At 69.1% G+C, this 18,650-nt stretch carries 16 protein-coding genes and 1 pseudogene; 5 read left to right on the top strand and 12 right to left on the bottom strand.

The genetic code is table 11. From position 1 onward, the window contains the following. Nucleotides 1–15: 15 nt before the first annotated feature. Together JOF29_RS20775 and JOF29_RS20770 are read right to left on the bottom strand one after the other, a co-directional pair. Nucleotides 16–483 (bottom strand): DivIVA domain-containing protein, encoded by a 468-nt coding sequence (locus JOF29_RS20775; protein WP_245357687.1) that lies wholly within the window; start codon nucleotides 481–483, stop codon nucleotides 16–18. Beyond that, a complete protein-coding gene (locus tag JOF29_RS20770; protein WP_209695811.1) occupies nucleotides 431–1,735 on the bottom strand; it encodes a globin domain-containing protein in 1,305 nt (434 codons plus the stop codon). The genes JOF29_RS20775 and JOF29_RS20770 overlap by 53 nt, the downstream gene beginning before the upstream one ends. A gap of 435 nt (nucleotides 1,736–2,170) precedes the next feature. On the opposite strand from JOF29_RS20770, the gene JOF29_RS20765 reads away from it, so the two are divergent. Then, nucleotides 2,171–2,557, top strand: a complete 387-nt coding sequence (locus tag JOF29_RS20765) for an RNHCP domain-containing protein (RefSeq protein WP_209695810.1) — start codon at nucleotides 2,171–2,173, stop codon at nucleotides 2,555–2,557. 445 nt (nucleotides 2,558–3,002) lie between these two features. Here JOF29_RS20765 and JOF29_RS20760 read toward each other — a convergent pair whose 3' ends face one another. The 3 genes from JOF29_RS20760 to JOF29_RS45420 all read right to left on the bottom strand — a co-directional run bounded on the left by JOF29_RS20760 (nucleotide 3,003) and on the right by JOF29_RS45420 (nucleotide 8,943). Further along, nucleotides 3,003–4,523: a heavy-metal-associated domain-containing protein gene (locus JOF29_RS20760; protein ID WP_209695809.1), complete on the bottom strand. Its 1,521-nt coding sequence runs from the start codon at nucleotides 4,521–4,523 to the stop codon at nucleotides 3,003–3,005. A gap of 110 nt (nucleotides 4,524–4,633) precedes the next feature. Next, complete coding sequence (locus tag JOF29_RS20755) at nucleotides 4,634–6,952, bottom strand: heavy metal translocating P-type ATPase (protein ID WP_486327220.1); 2,319 nt, start codon at nucleotides 6,950–6,952, stop codon at nucleotides 4,634–4,636. After that, a complete protein-coding gene (locus tag JOF29_RS45420; RefSeq protein ID WP_209695808.1) occupies nucleotides 6,949–8,943 on the bottom strand; it encodes a cytochrome c oxidase assembly protein in 1,995 nt (664 codons plus the stop codon). The genes JOF29_RS20755 and JOF29_RS45420 overlap by 4 nt, the downstream gene beginning before the upstream one ends. A 140-nt stretch (nucleotides 8,944–9,083) precedes the next feature. Here JOF29_RS45420 and JOF29_RS20745 point away from each other — a divergent pair, with 140 nt between their 5' ends. Continuing rightward, nucleotides 9,084–9,665, top strand: a complete 582-nt coding sequence (locus JOF29_RS20745; protein ID WP_209695807.1) for a DUF5134 domain-containing protein — start codon at nucleotides 9,084–9,086, stop codon at nucleotides 9,663–9,665. Between the two features lie 69 nt (nucleotides 9,666–9,734). Beyond that, nucleotides 9,735–10,595 (top strand): annotated as a pseudogene (gene nicT / locus JOF29_RS43355) (Nickel transporter NicT); the annotation flags it as partial. Nucleotides 10,596–11,024: 429 nt separating this feature from the next. Here the strand turns inward: nicT and JOF29_RS20735 are convergent. The 7 genes from JOF29_RS20735 to JOF29_RS20705 all read right to left on the bottom strand — a co-directional run bounded on the left by JOF29_RS20735 (nucleotide 11,025) and on the right by JOF29_RS20705 (nucleotide 16,466). Continuing rightward, the gene (locus JOF29_RS20735) at nucleotides 11,025–11,459 is read right to left on the bottom strand and encodes a GNAT family N-acetyltransferase (RefSeq protein ID WP_209695806.1); all 435 of its coding nucleotides are present in this window, start codon (nucleotides 11,457–11,459) and stop codon (nucleotides 11,025–11,027) included. After that, entirely contained in the window at nucleotides 11,456–12,064 is a 609-nt protein-coding gene (gene vanX, locus JOF29_RS20730; protein WP_209695805.1) for a D-Ala-D-Ala dipeptidase VanX, read from the bottom strand. Before vanX ends, JOF29_RS20735 begins: the two co-directional genes overlap by 4 nt. Beyond that, nucleotides 12,061–13,128: a D-alanine--(R)-lactate ligase gene (gene vanA, locus JOF29_RS20725; protein WP_209695804.1), complete on the bottom strand. Its 1,068-nt coding sequence runs from the start codon at nucleotides 13,126–13,128 to the stop codon at nucleotides 12,061–12,063. The genes vanX and vanA overlap by 4 nt, the downstream gene beginning before the upstream one ends. Then, a complete protein-coding gene (locus JOF29_RS20720) occupies nucleotides 13,121–14,128 on the bottom strand; it encodes a D-isomer specific 2-hydroxyacid dehydrogenase family protein (protein WP_209695803.1) in 1,008 nt (335 codons plus the stop codon). Before JOF29_RS20720 ends, vanA begins: the two co-directional genes overlap by 8 nt. A gap of 9 nt (nucleotides 14,129–14,137) precedes the next feature. Further along, complete coding sequence (locus JOF29_RS20715; RefSeq protein WP_307863513.1) at nucleotides 14,138–14,680, bottom strand: VanZ family protein; 543 nt, start codon at nucleotides 14,678–14,680, stop codon at nucleotides 14,138–14,140. A gap of 95 nt (nucleotides 14,681–14,775) precedes the next feature. Then, on the bottom strand, nucleotides 14,776–15,876 hold the full coding sequence (locus JOF29_RS20710; protein WP_245359244.1) for a lipid II:glycine glycyltransferase FemX: 1,101 nt from the start codon (nucleotides 15,874–15,876) through the stop codon (nucleotides 14,776–14,778). Then, nucleotides 15,876–16,466: a M15 family metallopeptidase gene (locus JOF29_RS20705; protein ID WP_209695801.1), complete on the bottom strand. Its 591-nt coding sequence runs from the start codon at nucleotides 16,464–16,466 to the stop codon at nucleotides 15,876–15,878. Before JOF29_RS20705 ends, JOF29_RS20710 begins: the two co-directional genes overlap by 1 nt. Nucleotides 16,467–16,554: 88 nt before the next feature. Between JOF29_RS20705 and JOF29_RS20700 the strand changes: the two genes are divergently transcribed. Continuing rightward, the gene (locus JOF29_RS20700; protein ID WP_209695800.1) at nucleotides 16,555–17,232 is read left to right on the top strand and encodes a response regulator transcription factor; all 678 of its coding nucleotides are present in this window, start codon (nucleotides 16,555–16,557) and stop codon (nucleotides 17,230–17,232) included. Continuing rightward, a complete protein-coding gene (locus JOF29_RS20695; RefSeq protein ID WP_209695799.1) occupies nucleotides 17,225–18,298 on the top strand; it encodes a sensor histidine kinase in 1,074 nt (357 codons plus the stop codon). The genes JOF29_RS20700 and JOF29_RS20695 overlap by 8 nt, the downstream gene beginning before the upstream one ends. Nucleotides 18,299–18,650 lie beyond the last annotated feature (352 nt).

The raw sequence follows: 18,650 nt of genomic DNA, 5'->3' as shown, positions 1-18,650 counted from the left end.
TGCGCGGGGCCCTGCTCATATGGTGCCCGGGCGTTCGCCGGGCCGTGGCCCGTCGCCGATCCGGTCGACCTCGGTGGCGAACGAGTCCACGATCGACTGCATCTGTGCCTGGGCCGACTGCGCGTACGAACGGACCTGCTGCCCGGCCGTGTCCATCGCCTCGGCGACGATCCTGCGCTCGTGGGCGCGGGCCTGGCCGATCCGCTCGCGGGTGTCCCGGGTGACGTCCTGGACCATCTCCTCGACCACGAGCTGGGCCTGGCTGAACATCTGCACGACCTGTTCGTTCACCCGGTCGCCGGCCTGCTCGTACTGGTCCAGCTCCGCCTGCACGCGCTGCAGTTCCGCGCGCCCGCGCTGGAGCTCGGCCTGGAGACGTTCGAGCTTGACCCGGCTCTCCTTGAGCTCCTTGCCGGTCGTCTCCACCTGGTCAGCCAGCCGATCGAGGTACCCATAGACCGTGCCCGCGTCCAGGCCCCGCATCCGGCGCCGGAACGTCTCGCCCCGGATCGAATCCGGCGTCTGATAGTGCCGAGAGACGCGCCGGTGGTTGGTGTTCGTCACTTGTTGTCTCCTGACCTGGTGATGCCGGCCCGGCGGTGTGCTCGCCGGCGGCCGCGTAGTAGAAGTGCTCGTACTTGATCTGATCGGGCCGCAGACCGGCGGTGGCCAGTTGCTCGAGCGTGTGTGCGACCATCTGCGGACCGCCGCACACCATCGCCGTACGCCCGTGCAGCAACTGGCGGGCCGCGACCCTGCCGACCTTTCCGCGGGTGCCCGGGTAGGACGAGTCGTCGGACACGACCTCGATGTAGTCGAACCACGACCGGTTCTGGGCCAGCTCCCGCAGCCGCGGGCGGTCGTAGAGATGCCACGGCATCCGGACTCCGTGGAGCAGGTTGACCAGCGGCCCGGTACCTGACCGTTGCCACTCGTGATCGATCTGCTCGAGTACGGCGAGCAGCGGAGCCAGGCCGGTTCCGCCGGCGACCATCAGCAGGTCGGTCGTGTCGCCGACCCGCCGGGTCAGCCGTTCACCGATCGGCGCTCCCAGCCTGACGGTGTCGCCGGCCTTCAGCGACCGCACCACCGCCGGGCTCACCTGACCGCCGTCGATCTGCTGAACGTGCAGATCGATCGAGCCGTCGGCGCGCGGAGCGTTCGCCGGGCTGAAGTAGCGCCACTGCCGGGGGCGTTGCGGTATCTCCATCGACACCGACTGGCCGGGAAGGAACTGGAACGCGCGCCGCGGCCGGACCCTGAGCAGCGTGAGGTCCATCGTGCGCCGCTCGGCGGAGAGCACGTCGGCGTCCCACCAGTCAGGGCTGGACTCCGAGGACATCTCGGCCGCCTCGACCATGATCCGCGCTACCACCTGGTACGCCGCGGTCCAGTGCGCGGCGAGGTCCTCGTCCCACTCGGAGCCGAGGAAGTGCTTCAGGGTTGCGCACAGCGAGGCGCCGACCGCGTTGTAGTGCGCGGCGACGACGGCGTACTTGCGGTGATCACGGCCGAGGTGTTGCAGGAAGGCCGCGTCCTTGTCGAGCTGGTCGGCGTGGCTGACGATCCGGCCGAGCGCGCTCACGAACTTGTCCCGCTGGTTCGCCATCGACAGCGGGAACATCGAGCGTACTTCGGGATGAGACACGAAGATGTGCGAGTAGAAGTACAGGGCTACCTGGTCTCCGTACGTCGTCACCCGGTCCCAGCTGCGTTGTAGGGCATCTGCGTCCATGGTGCTCGGCTATCCAGCTCGGAACGGCAGCTCCTCGGACGAAACGGACAGGTGGTCTCGGTTGTCGGCACCTCGAGCCGACGGGTACTGCCTTGACAAGGTTGCCCTCCCACGTTCGATCCCCGAGGCTGTCCAGTGCACCATGCATACCCGATCTACCCCCGGCCCAACAGCTTGAAACGGCGGATCGGACTGAATCGTCTCGAATATCTCCAGGCGAGGTCGAGAGTCAATCGCTTGACCTACAAGGCTTTTCCGGCCGACTGTGGTTGCCTGAAGCAAGTAGATGGCGGCTGCTGTCAGTTAATCGATTGACACCCGTCGAGGCGTGCTGATCTGCTGTGGGCGCGTGCGCCGGACGAGCCGGTGCGGACCGAAAGCAGGGAAGCCGATGTCTGTCCTGTCCTGCAGCTTCGCTCTGAAAGGTTCATCGGTTTGGCATTCGCACGTTCGTTCAGTTGTGAGCACTGCGGCGTAGAGGTCTCCCTCGACGCGCCCGGTACCACCCATCGCAACCACTGCCCGAGCTGCCTCTGGTCACGGCATCTCGACCGGAACGTCCCAGGTGACCGCAAGGCGGACTGCTCCGGCGGCATGGAGCCGATCGCCGTCACCGTCCGCGGCGAGGGCCGCTGGGTCCTTATCCACCGCTGCACCAACTGCGGCCGGCTCCGCCTGAACAAGACCGCCGGCGACGACAACGCCCTCCTCTTGATGCGCCTCGCCGCGCTCCCGTTGAGCATGCCGTTCATCCCGTTCGCCCCGGATCCCGCCGGCGACCCGCCGGTCCGGAAACCCAGAGCGCGCAAGGCGAACACCTGAGCCAACCGTCCAGTCAAGTGCTCGACGCCGGATGCTCGACGCCGGATGCTCGTCGGGGGTTGGTCGTGTGGGGGGTAGCTGTGTCGCGGGCCCCCGGTTCCTGTCCCGAACCCCCGACGAACTTACGGCGCGGACCACCAAGCCTGAATCCGTGGACGGCAGGGTCGTCGCTGAACCGGAACGGCTCGCCCGCCGTGCGGCAGACACGATCTGAGAGGTTCACCCATCACGTGGCCCCTTCACCAACGGTGTGCGGCAGGTGAACGGGCAATATGCGAGGTGAACCCCTGAGGTTGCGGGCGGTTTGGCTCACCTCGGCCGGTGGGGTAACAAGTTTGCACCGGGGAAGGGCGTCGTTGCCCGCCGGGATCGCCCGCCGGGATTGACCGCAGGTCGTGTCCGTGAGGTGCCGCGTCTCATCGCCGGCGCGCAGGACTCGACCGGCTCAGCCGGCCGGCGGCACCGCCGTGTCGACCACTGTGTAGCCCTGGTCGCGGATCGCCTCGAACGCCTGCTCGCGCGCCTCGGCGGACGGGAACGCGGCCACGACCTGCTTCGAGTCGAGGCTGATCTCGTCCACGGTAGCGCCGTGCGACTCGAGCACGCCGGTGATGGTGTTCGTGCAGTGCGAACAGGTCATGTCGGGTACTTCGAACACCTCGGACATGCTGGATTCCTCCTGAGGATCGGGACTTCCGGTGATACGTACGACGTCGAGCATCCGGACGAACGTGTCGATGAAGAGTTCGACGGCCGCGGGGAGCAGGGCGTGGCGCTCGCCGGCGACGGTGACCGGCATGTTCGCAAGACACCGCGGCACCTCGGCATACGCAAGCGGCCCGTACTGCCGCACGAGCCCGGCGTCGTCATAACCGGTCCAGGACCGCCCGGCCAGGCCGGGGCTTTCGTAGTCGGGCCGGGACTGCCTGACCAAGCTGGAGCCCTCGCCGTCGGGCAGGGACGGCCTGGCCGAGCTGGAGCCCTCGCCGTCGGGCAGGGACTGCCCGGCCGGGCCGGGGCTTTCGTAGTCGGGTCGGGACTGGCTGGTCGGGCCGGAGCCGTCGCGGTTGGGCCGGGACTGGCTGGAGTTGTTGCGGGTGGATCGGGCGATCCGGGCGTCTTTCATCGTGCGTAGCAGCGTTCGCGACGCGGTCGTGTACGCGACGCCGCCGTCCGGCCGGGGCTCGAGGGTGACCGGGATCATGCCGCGCCGGTACGTCTCGGACTGCAACCCCCAGTACCAGGTGTTCGCGACGACTCCGAAGATGCCCGACTCATGCAGCCCACGCGCAAGCTCGCCGGCCGTCCGGTACGGCGTCTGCCCGACAAGCCACGCGTGCTGCACAAGCGCCCGCGCAGTGGTCTCGAACCCGACACCCAGAATCTCGACCGCCTCCCGATCGGTCGTCGTCGCATCCAGCACAGCCCGCTCACGCGCCGACATCCCAGCAGCGCGACCACGCACCCCGCCGTCGGCACCCAGCGCACGCCGCAACAACAGCACGGTCTCCCGAGCCACAACCGCCACAACCACACCACCCGCACTGCGCGCACCACCCGCGCTGTGCGGGCTACCCACACCATCCGCGCCATCCGCGCCATCCGCGCCATCCGCGCCATCCGCGGCGCCCGCGCCACCCGCGCCACCCGCGCCACCCGCGCCACCCGCGGCGCCCGGGGCGCCCGGGGTGCAGTGGGCGAGGTTTGGGGTGGTGGTGCTGTCTTGCCAGTGGAGGCGGTGGGTGGCGGTGGTGATCTGGTGGGGTTCGCAGGGGTGTAGGGCGGAGTGGAGGTAGCGCAGTTGTGCGGAGGTGAGGTGGCTGCCGGGGGAGGGGGTGAGGGGGGTGAGTTCGACGGCGAGTTCGAAGGGTGGCGGGAGGTGCTCGACCGCCGGCAGTTGGCCGGCGACTCGGGCGAGTACCTGTGCTGCCGCGAGGCGGTCGTACCCGCCGTCCGGTTGACCCACGCCGTACCTCCAGCTCGCACGAGTACAACTCCGAGGCCGCGCCACACCGGCACCAGCAATTGTTCCCGGAATCGGGCGACGGCGCGGCCGGAGCCGCGTGTCCGACGGCATCACGCGTCTGGATCGCCGAAGTTCCGCAGGCGCAGGCTGTTGTAGGTGACGAACAACGAGGACAGCGACATAGCTGCGGAGGCAACAAGCGGGTTGAGCAGTCCGGCGGCGGCGATCGGGACCGCGGCCAGGTTGTAGGCGAAGGCCCAGACCAAATTGCGGTGGATGGTACGCCGGGTCCGCCGCGCGAGCCCGATCGCGTCCGGGATCACCCCGAGGTCCTCCCGAACCAGCACGATGTCCGCGGACTTCAGCGCGATGTCCGTCCCCGAGACGACAGCCAGCCCGAGATCGGCGGTCGCCAACGCGGTCGCGTCGTTGATCCCGTCCCCAACCATCGCAACCCGATGCCCATCGGCCTGCAGCTCCGCAATCACCCCCGCCTTGTCCGCCGGCAGCACCCCGGCCCGCACGTCGTCAATTCCCAGCTCCTCAGCAACCTCACGCGCAGCCGCCTCGGAATCCCCGGTCAGCAAAACCGTCCGAAGCCCGGCCCGGTGCAACTCCCGCACCGCGGCCCCCGCAATACTCCGCAGCCGATCAGCAACCTCCAACTGCCCAACAATCCGCCCGTCCACAACCACCCAAACAACCGAACCCGTACCAGGCTCATCGCGGCCGGCACCACCACCCGGTGCGCCGTCGGCGTGTGGCTGCAGTCCACCACCCGGTGCGCCGTCGGCGTCTGGGAGCAGTCCACCACGCAGTCCGCCGCCGGCTGGGGTTCCGGCGCCGATCGTCCGCAGGAGCGTGTGGTTGCCTACGGCTACTTGTTTGCCCCCGACGGTCGCGGTGGCGCCTTGGCCGGGATGGGTGGTGTAGTTGGTGGTGGGCTGGGCGACGACGCCTTCGGCGATCGCCAGGTGTTCTACGGCTCGGGCGATGGGATGTTCGGAGCCTTGTTCTACCGAAGCGGCGTAGCCGAGGACCTCTTCGCGGGTGAGGTCGCCCGTGAGTTCGACGTTCGTGATGGTGAGGTCGCCGGTGGTGAGGGTGCCGGTCTTGTCGAGAACGATGGTGTCGATCACCCCGCTGGTTTCCAGGGCGTCCTGGCCCTTGATGAGGATCCCGAGTGTCGCGCCGCGCCCGATACCGACCATCAGAGCCGTCGGAGTGGCGAGACCGAGCGCGCACGGGCAGGCGATGACGAGTACGGCGATCCCGGTGCCGACCGCCTGCGCGACCGACGCACCGGACAGCATCCAGCCGACCGCGACCGCGACGGCGAGCACGATCACCGACGGGACGAACCACACGATGATCCGGTCGACCGTGTGCTGGATGCGCGCCTTCCGCTCCTGGGCCTGCTCCGCGATCGCCGCCATCTGCGCGAGCTGCGTATGCACCCCGACCGCGGTCGCCGTCAGCACCAACCGCCCGTCCGTACTGATGGTTCCACCAACAACCTGTCCTCCGACGCCGACGGCCCGCGGCACCGGCTCCCCGGTGACCACGCTGGTATCGACCGCAGCCACTCCGTCGACGACCGTCCCGTCCACCGGGATGATCTCGCCGGCCCGGACCACCACCGTGTCGCCCTTCACCACCTCACCGGTCGGTACGTCGACCTCGGCGCCGTCCCGCAGTACCCGGGCGACCGGCGTAGCCAGCCGTCCGATCGCCCCGAACACGTCAGCGGCACGCCGCCGGGACCGCGTCTCGAAGTACCGCCCCGCGAGCTGGAACACCGTCACCCCTGCGGCGACGTCGAGGTAAAGGCTCCCGGTGTCGAGCGAAAGCCATCCCGACCCACTCGACGCTCCGGGCCACAGGACGGACACCCCCGCCCACCCGAACGAGACCGTGATCCCGAGCGACACCAGCGTGTCCATACTCACCGCCCGGTGCCGCAAGTTCCGCACGGTCGCGCGATGGAACGGGTACGCCGCCCACGTCACGATCGGCAGCGCCACCAGGAGGCACGCGAGATCCCACCCAGGAAAACGCAGCGACGGCAGAGCGGCCAGCACGATCGTCGCGTCCATCAACGGGATCGCCAGCAGCGTCGCGAGCACGAGCCGCCGCCGCAGCGAGCTGATCCGGCGCGCCGTCAACTGCTCCGCGAGCTCGTCGCCGGACTCCGGATCCCGAAGTGTCGCCTGGTAGCCGGCGCGGTCGACGGCGGTCGTCGCGCGGTCAGTGAGATCGTCTCCGGACCCGGTGACGATCGCCCGCTCGGTCGCGTAGTTGACCGTGGCCGTCACGCCGTCGAGCTTGTTGAGCGCCCGCTCGACCCGGTTGGCGCACGCTGCGCACGTCATCCCGCCGACGAGCAGTTCGACGGTCGCGGTCCGCGGTTCCTGCTGGGTCAGCGTCACCGGCGCTCCTGGGTGGATTCGGTACGCCGGGCGAGCCGCTGGAGCATCGCGTTGTAGGCGTCGTACGAGTGGTCGAGGCCGCTGTCCAGGTGCCGGTCGATCCGGCGCGCGGCCCGGCCGTCCTGGACCGCCCACTGCAGTGCCAGTACGACGACCACGATCAGCAACGGGATCTCGCTGCCCGCCCAGGCGATCCCGCCGGCGACGTGCTGCGTCGCGGCGAGGTCGCGCGTCCAGGGCAGTTCGAGGTGGTCGTAGAAGGACTTGCCGATGATCGCGCCGTCGGACATCAGGATGACGCCGAAGAATGCGTGGAACGGCATCGCGCCGAGCAGTACGGCGAGCTTCGCCAGCGACGGCATTTGGTGCGGCGTGCGGTCGACGCCGATCACGAGACCGAAGTACAGGCAGCCGACGACCAGGAAGTGCAGGTTCATCAGTTGGTGGGCCCAATGGAACTTCATCAGGGTCCCGAAGGCGTTGGTCAGGTACAAGGCGTAGTACGAACCGATGTACACGGTGAACACGAACAACGGGTGGTACAACGCCTGCAACGGCCGCGAGTGCAGGAACGCGAGCACCCACTCGTGCGGCCCCGGCTGTGCGTCCTTATCGGCGTCCTTGGTCGCGGCCGGTAGCGCCCGCAGCGCGAGCGTGATCGGCCCGCCGAGCACCAGCGGGATCGGCGCCAGCATGCTCAACGCCATGTGCACGGCCATGTGTACGGCGAAGTCGGCGCCGGAGTACTTCCCGAGGCCGGAGCTGGTCACCACGACGATGACCACCCAGCCGAGCGTCCAGGCGATCGTCCGCGCGACCGGCCAGCGCTCGCCCCGCCGCGCGAGCCGCCGGACGCCCACGAGATAGCCGGCGACGGCGACGACCGCAGCCGTGACGAACAGCAGGTTCGGCCGCCACTGCCCGGCCAGCGCGCCGAGCCCCGGCGGGACCTTGACGTCGAACCCGAAGAAGATCTGACTGATCGACGTCGGCACGAAGAACTGCGGCGGCGGGATCCGCGTCATCGCGAGACCGGCCGCGACGAAGCCCGCCGTACCACTGGCCAGCAGTACGGCGGCACCCGTGATCCGGCCCCGGTGCACCGCGGCGAGTCCGGCCCCGACCACACCGAGTGCCACGAACTGCCCCAGGCTCAACCACCCGGTAGCACTCGCGAACGGCGACGAGCCGGCGAGCTTGAACCAGAGCAGGATGCCTTCGGTCACCACGAGTACGCCGAACAGCACCGCGGCCGTACTGCGCCAGTGCACCCGGTCCAGCGCACGAACCCGGCGCCCGGTCACGACCCGCAGCGCCTGGACGACGATCATCCCGAGCAGTACCTGACCGGCGACCGTCTGCAAGATACCGGCGTCGCTGCCGAAGTCGTGCCGCGGACCGACCAGGATCTGCCCGACGACGACCGGCGCCAGCGAACCCGCCAGCGCGGCCCCGAGGGCGACGGCGTACCCGATCCAGCGCACGCTCAGCACACAGGTGACGAGCACCACGACCGCGGTGGCGAACGTCACCATCCACGACCGCCCGGCGTCACCCGAGAACAGCGCGAACCACAGCGCCTGAGGGTCGGCGAGCTTGCCGAGCGAATACCCGTTCGAATCCGCCGAGTCGAGGGCGATGAGCAGTCCCGAGCTGATCACCCAGGCGGTCGCGGCCCGCCGTACGACGACCGGCTCGAACCACTCCGCCACCTCGAGCTGCCGCCGCGAGGCCTTGTCCTGGACCGGCCGGACCTTGCCCGCGAACAGCGCCGACGCCAGCGCACCGACCGTGACCAGCGACGAGAGATCCGCCACAGCCCGGACGAATGTCGTGATCAGTCCGGTCGCCCGGCCGGGGTCGTCGCGGGCGATCGGCAGATAGCTGTCCGGACCCATCACGCCGGTGGTGACGAGCGGTACGGCGACCGCCAGCACGCCGAGCAGAACGACGTACCGGATCAGCCACGGCCGGTGGCGTGTCGGTGCCACGTCTCTCCTGATCTGCTGCAATTGCCTTGAGCCCCCAACACATGAGTACGAAGGACCGGGCCGAACAGTTCCCGGAACTTCACTGCACTGTCCGGAGTTGGAGAGTACGGTCGCCCGCTCGCGAGGAAGGTCCCGCCTGGATGTCGCACGGAATGTTTCCGGCAGACTCGTCGATCGCATTGACGGCGTTGACAGCGTTGACGGGGGTTTTCGCGGTCTCCGGGCTGTACGGCCTGTGGCGGGTCGCGTCCGGGCGCGGCCGGGGGATCGAGACGGTCGTGGACGTGAACCACGTCCTGATGAGCCCGGCGATGCTGCTGATGCTGTGGCTGCCGTCGGCACCGAGCGTCACCTGGGTACAGATCGCGGTGTTCTCGGGGCTGGCGCTGGTGTTCTTCCGGCACCTCTCCAGCTCGCACGGCGTCACCGCGCGCACCGGCGCCCTGCTGCACGGCGGCATGAACCTGGGGATGGTGTGGATGCTCGCCGTCGGCATGACGGGGATGGTGGGGATGTCGGACATGGCCGGGATGGACCACGGAGGAGGGCAGACCTGGACAGGGTTGCTGAGCTGGTCGGTGGTCGGTCTGCTGGTGCTCTCGGCGGCGTGGTGGTTCGGCCGGATGGTCCGGGAGTGCGGTCACCGCATGCTGTGCTGCTGCCACGGCCTGGCGACCGGCGGCATGGCAGCCATGCTCGCCCTGATGACTCCGGCGCTGTAGTTCGGGAGCTTCCTGCGACTTGGTTGCATCTGGGCCGGGAAAGGCGTTAACTGGCGGCTCGTGAAGCGAATGGATGTGACCGGTCGCGAGTGGACGTCGGTCGGCGGCATGGCGGCGTTCGTACTGCTCCTGCACCTGGTCGGCTGGGGGGTGCTGGCGCTGATCGTGGCGCCGCGGCACTACCTGCTCGGGTCGGCCGGCGTGTTCGGGGTCGGGCTCGGCGTCACGGCGTACACGCTCGGCATGCGGCACGCGTTCGATGCCGATCACATCGCCGCGATCGACAACACCACCCGGAAGCTGATGGCGGACGGGCGGCGGCCGTTGTCGGTCGGGTTCTGGTTCTCGCTCGGCCACTCGACCGTGGTGTTCACGCTGTGCTTCCTGCTCGGCATCGGGGTCCGCGCGCTGGCCGGTCAGGTCGCGGACGACTCGTCCCGCCTGCAGCAGGTCACCGGCGTGATCGGTACCGCGGTGTCCGGCGTCTTCCTGTACCTGATCGCCGCGCTGAACCTCGCCGTACTCGTCGGGGTGATCAAGGTCTTCCGGCGGATGCGCACCGGCGCGTACGACGAGGCGACGCTCGAGCAGCACCTGAACAACCGCGGCTTCATGAACCGGATCCTGTCCGGCGTCACCAAGGCGGTGACCCGGCCGTGGCAGATGTACCCGATCGGCTTCCTGTTCGGCCTCGGCTTCGACACCGCGACCGAGGTCAGCCTGCTGGTGCTCGCCGGTGGTGCCGCGGCGTTCAGTCTTCCCTGGTACGCCGTTCTCACCCTGCCGATCCTGTTCGCGGCGGGGATGAGCCTGCTCGACACCATCGACGGCTGCCTGATGAACTTCGCCTACGGGTGGGCGTTCGCGAAGCCGGTGCGCAAGGTCTACTACAACATCACGATCACCGGCCTGTCGGTCGCCGTCGCGCTGGTGATCGGCAGCATCGAGCTGATCTCGATCCTGACCGAGAAGCTGCACATCGACGACGGCCCCCCTGGCGGCGATCGCCGCCGTGGACCTGAACAACGTCGGCTACGCGATCGTCGCACTGTTCGTGCTCACCTGGCTGGGGGCGCACGCCATCTGGAAGTACGCCCACATCGAGGAGAAGTGGTCAGGCGGTACTCAGTAGGTTCGCGGGGTCCGTTCCCGGGGCGGGCGGGGCGCGGTCCGAGGGCGGCTGGTCCTCCATGCATACAGAACCGCCTCGAAAGGGCTGATTGTGGTCCGTGCGGGGAGGTTATGCGTGCATGCAGATCCACTCACCGGCACACGCTCCGGCGCAACCGGGGCTCGCGGTGCTGTTGCTCGACCAGCTCGTACTCCGGCGGGTCGCGGGGCTGCGGACGTGGTTCAACGTCAGCTCGCCGAGAGGATGAACCGCGAGGACCGGCCGGCCTGGTTGGCGTAGCCGCGGTGCTGGTAGAACTCGTGGGCGTCGGCGCGGTGGTCGGCGCTGGTGACCTCGAACCGTACGCACCCGTGCCGAACGGCGAACGACTCCGCGGCCGTCATCAGTTCGCCCGCGACGCCCTGGCGGCGGGCGGATTCGGAGACGACGAGGGCGACGATGCGGCCGGAGAAGCCGGGCAACTGGATGAACGGCTCGACGTGCACAGCGACCAGGCCGAGAAGGTTGCCGTTGGCATCGGCCACGTAGACGGCACTGGCCGGGTCATCGGCCCAGAACCGGATCCGGGCGGCGGTCGCGGCGAGGTCGTCCTGGGGATAGCCGAGCTGCTCCAGCAGGTCGTTGACGGCTGCGCTGTCGGCGGGGCGGGCCGGCCGGATCATGCGATCGGGAAATCGAAGTAGGTGTCCGGGTACGGCTCGTCGCGGAGCGTGTAGTGCCACCACTCGCTGGCGTAGCGCCCGAACCCGGCGGCCTCCATCACGGACGCGAGCGTTTCGCGATTCCGCGCCTCGATCTCGGTGACGCCGCTCGCGCCGTGGTGCGAGATCGAGTCCATCAGGTCGTGGTCGCCGCCCATCGGGGCCAGCTCGCCGGTGTCAAGGTGGTAGAGCGTGAGGTCGACGGCGCTGCCGCGGCTGTGTCCCGACCGGGTCGCGACGTACCCCTGGGCGAACATCTCGGCACGCTCCAGGTTCGGGTAGTGCCGTGGTTTCGTGCGGCCGTCCTCGGGCAGCTCGGACCAGCGCAGGAAGTTGTCGACGGCCCGTTGCGGGCGGTACCCGTCCCAGAGCAGCAGACCGAACCCGAGCGGCTCGGCCTTCCGCTGCGCGCGTTCGAGCGCCGCACACAGCGCGCGGGTGCCGACGATCCGGTTGGCCCGGTAGCCGTCCACCGGCTTGCCGGTGAAGTTGTCCCAGGTCGCGTACTTCGCGTCCCACCGGATCCCGGCGGCGAACTCGTCCACGTAGACCAGGTCAGACTTCACCGTGGACTCCCCGAGAGCGTCGCCGACACCAGCCGGTCGATCACCTCGCCGAGCGGCAGCCCGGCGGCCGTCATCATCCGCGGATACCGGCTGTACGACGTGAGACCCGGGAACGTGTTGACCTCGTTCAGGACCACGGAACCGTCCTCCTTGAGGAACAGGTCCACGCGGGCCAGCCCGGTGCAGCCCAGCGCGCGGTAGATGGCCTTCGCGGTCTCCTGGACCAGCGACCGCGTCTCCGCCGGAATGTCGGCCGGGACGATCGGGGTCGAGTTCTCCGAACCGCTCTCCGGCGTGCTCTCCTGGTGGATCTTGAAGAACCCGTGCGACAGCGCGATGTGGTCGACCTCGCCGACGGTCAGCTCCGGCTCGTTCCCGAGGATCGCGCAGCCGACCTCGCTGGCGACGACCGCCTCCTCGATCAGGATCTTCGCGTCGTACTGCGCTGCCGTCTCGATCGCGCCGGCCAGCTCGTCCTTGCTCGTCACCTTGCTGACGCCGAACGACGACCCCGAGCGGGCCGGCTTGACGAAGACCGGGTAGCTGAACTGGTCCGGGTCGACGGTCTCCTTGGCGCCGACGATCCAGAAGTTCGGCGTCGGGATGCCCGCGCTCTGCACGACGAGGTACGTCAGCGTCTTGTCCATGCACAGGACCGAGCTCTGGATGTCGCAACCGGCGTACGGGATGCCGGTGAGTTCGAGCAGGCCCTGGATCGCGCCGTCCTCGCCGCGCTTGCCGTGCAGTACGGGCAGGATCACGTCGAGGTTGACGGTCCGGTACGTGCCCTGGCGGATCCGCGAGCCGAGCCGGTCGGACTCCAGGACCAGCAGGCCGCGCACGCTGCTGTCCGGCGACAGGACGACGGGGCTGGAGTCGCCGTTCTCCCAGTCGGTGTCCGGGCCGTCGCACAGTTTCCACGCGCCGCTCTGCGAGATGCCGATGTAGTACGGCTCGTACTTGTCGGTGTCGAGGTGCTGCGCGACCTGGCCTGCGGACTTGACCGAGACGCCGTGTTCCTCGGACACGCCGCCGAACAGGATTCCGACCTTCAACTTACCCATGGTGCTTCCTGCTTTCGAAGTTCAGGCAATTGACAAGGGAGTTCTCGACCATGTCCTGGAGGGCGCGGTCGGTGTAATAGGCGGTGTGCGGACTGATCAGGACCGTTGGCAGGGCCTGCAATCGCAGGAGCAGCGAGCTTTTGATCGGGCGATTGCTGTGGTCGGCGTAGAAGATTCCTTCCTCGCCTTCGAGAACGTCCAGTGCGGCGCCGCCGAGCCGGCCTTCTTCCAGCGCAACGGCAAGGGCCTCGGTGTCGATCAGCGCGCCGCGTCCGGTGTTCACCACGACAGCGCCGGGGAGCAATTGCGCAATGCGTTGCTTGTCCAGGAGATGGTGCGTTTCCGGGGTCAGCGGAGTGTGCAACGTGAGGATGTCGCTCTGCGCGAGCAGTTCGTCCAGGAGCACGTAGTCCGCGGAGGTCTTCGGGCGGTTGTCGAAGGCCAGCACCCGGCAGCCGAAGCCGCGCAGCCGGTTCAGGACCGCGGCGCCGATCCGGCCGGTGCCGACGACGCCGACGGTCAGGTCCCGCAGTTCCCGCCCGCGGACGTCGTGCAGGCGGTAGTCGTGGATGTCCGCGCGCCGGACGACGGACTTGGCGTTGCGGATCGCCATCAGCATCAGCATCAACGTGTAGTCGGCGACGCTGTCGGGGGAGTAGGAGACGTTTCCCACGGTGATTCCGACGCTCTCGGCGTACTGCAGGTCGAGGTGGTTGTAGCCGATGCTCCGGGTGGACACGTATTCGACGCCGGTGCGGCTGAGCGCGCGCAATGCCTCGTTCGTCACCCGGGTCTTGTGGCCGATGCTGACGCAGCGATTCCCGAAGGCGAGTTCCGCGGTTTCCTCAGCGACCGCGGCCGCGGTGATGGTCGGCAGTACGCCGAGCCGGGGTGCGAGTTCGCGGAACAGGATCGCCTCGTCCGGTTCGCAGCCGAAGACGGTGATTCCCGTCCGCACGGGCGCGGAGGTGGACAGTTCCGCAGTACGCGCTGGTTTCATGCGTCCTAGTCAAGAGCGGACGGCGTTGCGAGCGCGTATCCGGTTTTTCATACGCGGACGACATGTCCACCAGCGGTACGACGCCAGCGCGGCGAGGCCGGCGCCGACGGTGTTCAGCAGTACGTCGTCCACCGACGACACACGGTCCAGCCGGAACACGTACTGGGACACCTCGATCGCCACGGAGCAGCAGGCCGCGATCGCCAGCACCCGCCGGAGACCGACGGCGAAGCGGATCGGGACGAAGAAGCCGAGAACCGCGAAGAGCAGTAGATTGCCGACAATCTGCGGCGCGGAGTCGCTGAGCAGGTCGCGGAACGGGATCAGGCTGACCCGGCCGGGCGCGACGCCGGCGTGACTGCCCGGGAGCATCGTCATCCAGACCAGCGGCAGCGTCCAGTAGACAATCGCCACCTCGGCGAGCGCGTCGCGCAGTCCCCGCCGGCGCGCCAGCACCCACACCGCGGCCGCGGCGACGGGGAACAGCAGCATGGCCAGCAGGGCGACCCCGGTGAACGTACCCAACCAGAAGCGCGTGCCGCTCAGATTCACGCCGGATCGCGGGGGCTTAGGTGCATCCGGTCAGTGAACCAGGTGCGAGGTTGCCGCGGTGTATCGGATTTTCGATATGCCGACGATATGTCAGGTCATTTGCGGCGCCGGCGCAGGTACACGTCGAACGCCCGGTAGATCAGCGGCCGCAGCGGCAGGTCCCACTCGCCGACGTACCGCACGGCCTGCCCGCCGGTGCCCACCTTGAACTGGATCAGCCCGACGTGCGGGTCGTCGGCGTCGAGCGTCGGGGTGATGCCGCGCAGGCTGTAGACGTCGCACCCGGCCGCGATGGCGTCGCGGATCATCGCCCACTGACAGGCGTTCGACCCGCGAACCTCGCGCTTTTCGGTGGCCGAGGCGCCGTACGAGTACCAGGCCTGGGCGCCGACCCGGACCATGATCGCGGCGGCGACCAGCTCGCCCTCGTGGTGCGCGAGGTACAGCCGGATCCGGTCCGGGTCCTCGGCGCGGAGCGCGGCGAACATCGTCTCGAAGTACCGCAGCGGCCGCGGCGTGAAGTGGTCACGCTCGGCGGTGTGCACGTACAGCTCGTGGAACGCCTTCAGATCATCGCCGACCGTGACCTCGACGCCGGCCTTGGCCGCCTTCTTGATGTTGCGCCGCCACAGCTGGTTCATGCCCCGCAGTACGTCGTCCTCGGAACCGCCGAGCGGGAGCTCGAAGTTGTACTGCGGGTGCCCGGTCCCGAACCCGTCGACCGGATTCTGCGGGAGCCAGCCGGCCGCTTCGAGTTGCTTGGTCACCCGGCTGCCGGGTGCCTCGACGCTCGGCAGATCGGTGAGCCGCCGGATCGCGGGGTCCGCGATGCCTTCCTTGACCTGCGCGGCGGTCCAGGTGCCGGTGCGTACCGGCGGGCCGAGCCGGACGGCGAACGCGCCGTTCGCCTTGAGGTACGTCGCCAGCGGGCGGAGCCACTGGTCGAGCGCGTCCGTCCAGTCGATGACGGGTCCTTCGGCGAGGTACGCGAGCGTGTACCGCTCCAGCCGGGGGACCGGGCGGTGCAGGACGAGCCCGGCGCCGACCAGCCGCTCGCCGTCGTACCAGCCGAGAGACTCGCTGCGCCACTCGGTCTTCACGTGAGCCCAGGCCGGTGTCTGCAGGAAGCTGACGGAGTGCTGCGCCCGGACGAACGCGAGGTGCTCGGCGGAGCTGATCGGCGCGACGGAGAGCATCACCCCTGCATCCTCGGGTCGTGCGTCGGATCGGCGTACCGGGGCGGGCAACCATGCTGCATCGCCTCCGGGCGCAGCTCGTAGTGCCACGGCTCGTTGTCGTAGATCTGGCACAACCCGTACACGGCCCCGTGCTCGGCCAGCCACGCCGTCGCGTCCGAGCGCCCGATGTCGATCGCCTGGCCCTTCACGTGCGGCGAGTTCTGCGGCGTCGCCACCCAGCGGGCCGCCTCCTCCTTCGAGCCGTACCGGTCGATCGCGTCCTGGAGCAGCTTGTCCTGGTACGCCGGGGAACGCCACCCGCTGTTGACGTAGAAGACGACCCCGTCCTGGGCGGCGGCGCTCGCGGCCCGGCGGAGTGCGCCGAGCAGTTCGGGGTCGAGGTTGGCGACGCCGGGGACCTTGTCGTCGAACACCGTGACGCCGTCCGGTACGGCGCCGTCCGCCTCGCCGAGCCCGCCGCGGCCGACGGTCGGCAGCGAGGTCGCGAGCGACTGGTGGACGAAGACGCTGACGATCGCCACGTTGGCGAGCAGGAAGGCCGCCCGGAGGGTCGATCTGGCACGCCGGGTCGGTTGGCTGACGGTCATAGCATCCAGTGAAGGCGGGACCGTGTTGTCAGCCGGTATCGGGTTTTGGATACGCGGACGATATGGGCCGACCCGTAGCATCGGCAGTGTGCGGGTGCTGATCGTGGAGGACGAGCCGGAGATGGCGGGCGCCATCCGGGACGGCCTGCGCCTGGAGGCGATCGCCGCCGACATCGCCGGCGACGGCCACACGGCACTCGAACTGCTCGGCATCAACACCTACGACATCGCGGTCCTGGACCGGGACATCCCCGGCCCGTCCGGCGACGAGATCGCCAAGCGGATCGTTGCCTCCGGCAGCGGTACGCCGATCCTGATGCTGACCGCGGCGTCCCGGCTGGACGACAAGGCCTCCGGGTTCGAGCTCGGCGCCGACGACTACCTGACCAAGCCGTTCGAGTTCCAGGAGCTGGTGCTGCGGTTGCGCGCGCTGGACCGGCGGCGCGCGTACAGCCGGCCGCCGGTGCGGGAGCTCGCGGGCCTGCGGCTCGACCCGTTCCGCCGCGAGGTGTACCGGGACGGGCGGTACGTCGCGCTGACGCGGAAGCAGTTCGCCGTACTCGAGGTACTGGTCGCGGCCGAGGGCGGGATCGTGAGTGCGGAGGACCTGCTCGCGCGGGCCTGGGACGAGAACGCCGACCCGTTCACGAACGCCGTACGGATCACGGTGTCGGCGCTGCGGAAACGGCTCGGCGAACCGTGGGTGATCGCGACCGTGGCCGGGGCCGGGTACCGGATCGATGCCGGGGACGCGGAGCGTGGATAGGGAGCCCGGGCTGAGCGTCCGGCTCAAGCTCGCGATCAGCTACGCGGGCTTCGTCATGGTCGCGGGGGTGCTGTTGCTGATCGCGGGCTGGTTCGGGCTGATGCAGTTCAAGTCCGGCGGCGTCGTGATCATGACCACGACGTACACCTTCCCGCATCTGCTGTGGCGTTCGTTCGCTCCGGTAGCGGCCGTGGTGATGGCGTTCCTGCTGGTCTTCGGACTCCTCGGCGGGTGGATCCTGGCCGGGAAGATGCTCGACCCGCTGACCCGGATCACCGAGGCCACACGGATCGCGGCGACCGGGTCGCTGTCGCACCGGATCCGGCTGCCGGGGGCGCGCGACGAGTTCCGGGAGCTGGCCGACGCGTTCGACACGATGCTCGCCCAGCTCGAGGCACACATCGCCGAGCAGCAGCGGTTCGCCGCGAACGCCTCGCACGAACTCCGGACGCCGCTGGCGATCACCCAGACGCTGCTCGACGTGGCGCGCAACGACCTGACGTACGACAACGGCGTACTCGTCGATCGGCTGCATGCGGTCAACGCGCGGGCGATCGACCTGACCGAGGCGCTGCTCGTACTCAGCCGCGCGAACCAGCGGTCCTTCAGCCGCGAGCGGGTCGACCTGTCGCTGATCGCCGAAGAGGCCACCGAGACACTGCTGCCGCTGGCGGAGAAGAACGGGATCACGATCGAGACCGGCGGTGACCAGGCGCCGACGGTCGGCTCGCCCGCGCTGCTGCTGCAGCTGACGACGAACCTTGTCCACAATGCGATTGTCCACAATCTGCCGGACAACGGCTCGGTGTGGGTCACCACCCGGGTCGACACGCCGACGGTCGTGCTGATCGTCGAAAACACCGGCGTGCAGTTGGCGCCGCACCTGATCGCCACCCTCGTCGAGCCGTTCCAGCGCGGCAGCGAGCGGATCCGCACCGACCAGCACTCCGGCGTCGGCCTCGGCCTGGCGATCGTCAAGAGCATCACCCGCGCCCACGACGGCACCCTCACCGTCACCCCCCGCCCCGAAGGCGGCCTGCGCGTCACGGTAGAACTCCCGTCCTGACCAAGCCCGGGCCGCCGAGTCGAGGCAATTGGCGCCGAACCCCGCCGCCGAGTCGTGGAGATCGGCGGTGATTTGGCGCCGATATCCACGACTCGGTGATCAGATCGTGACGGTGATGGGCGTGCCGGTGGGGAGGCCGGGGTGGTGGAGGTGGAGGACTTGGGTTTGAGGGTCGTAGTGGGAGTCGACGTTGACGGCTGCGGGGGCGGTGGGGAGGCGGAGCGCCGTGGTGACTGACACACCGCGCGGGGCCTCGCAGGCGAAGGTGATGGTGGATCCGTCCCGGTGCCAGTCGACGATCCGGCCGGCGGACGCGAGCAGCGGTGCGTCGTCGTACGTGAGGTCGCGGAGC

It is taken from the genome of Kribbella aluminosa (genome assembly GCF_017876295.1).
GTDB classification, from domain to species: Bacteria; Actinomycetota; Actinomycetes; order Propionibacteriales; family Kribbellaceae; genus Kribbella; species Kribbella aluminosa.
The sequence above is the reverse complement of the archived record's forward strand: the minus strand, read 5'-3'. Positions and strand labels throughout refer to the sequence as shown.

What these genes read in the sequence shown, in the direction of transcription:
- vanA (WP_209695804.1), bottom strand. Translation starts at nt 13,128, where the DNA reads ATGGGTAAGTTGAAGGTCGGAATCCTGTTCGGCGGCGTGTCCGAGGAA.
- JOF29_RS20770 (WP_209695811.1), bottom strand. Translation starts at nt 1,735, where the DNA reads ATGGACGCAGATGCCCTACAACGCAGCTGGGACCGGGTGACGACGTAC.
- JOF29_RS20705 (WP_209695801.1), bottom strand. Translation starts at nt 16,466, where the DNA reads ATGACCGTCAGCCAACCGACCCGGCGTGCCAGATCGACCCTCCGGGCG.
- JOF29_RS20735 (WP_209695806.1), bottom strand. Translation starts at nt 11,459, where the DNA reads ATGATCCGGCCGGCCCGCCCCGCCGACAGCGCAGCCGTCAACGACCTG.
- JOF29_RS20710 (WP_245359244.1), bottom strand. Translation starts at nt 15,876, where the DNA reads ATGCTCTCCGTCGCGCCGATCAGCTCCGCCGAGCACCTCGCGTTCGTC.
- JOF29_RS20720 (WP_209695803.1), bottom strand. Translation starts at nt 14,128, where the DNA reads ATGAAACCAGCGCGTACTGCGGAACTGTCCACCTCCGCGCCCGTGCGG.
- JOF29_RS20745 (WP_209695807.1), top strand. Translation starts at nt 9,084, where the DNA reads ATGTCGCACGGAATGTTTCCGGCAGACTCGTCGATCGCATTGACGGCG.
- JOF29_RS20775 (WP_245357687.1), bottom strand. Translation starts at nt 483, where the DNA reads ATGCGGGGCCTGGACGCGGGCACGGTCTATGGGTACCTCGATCGGCTG.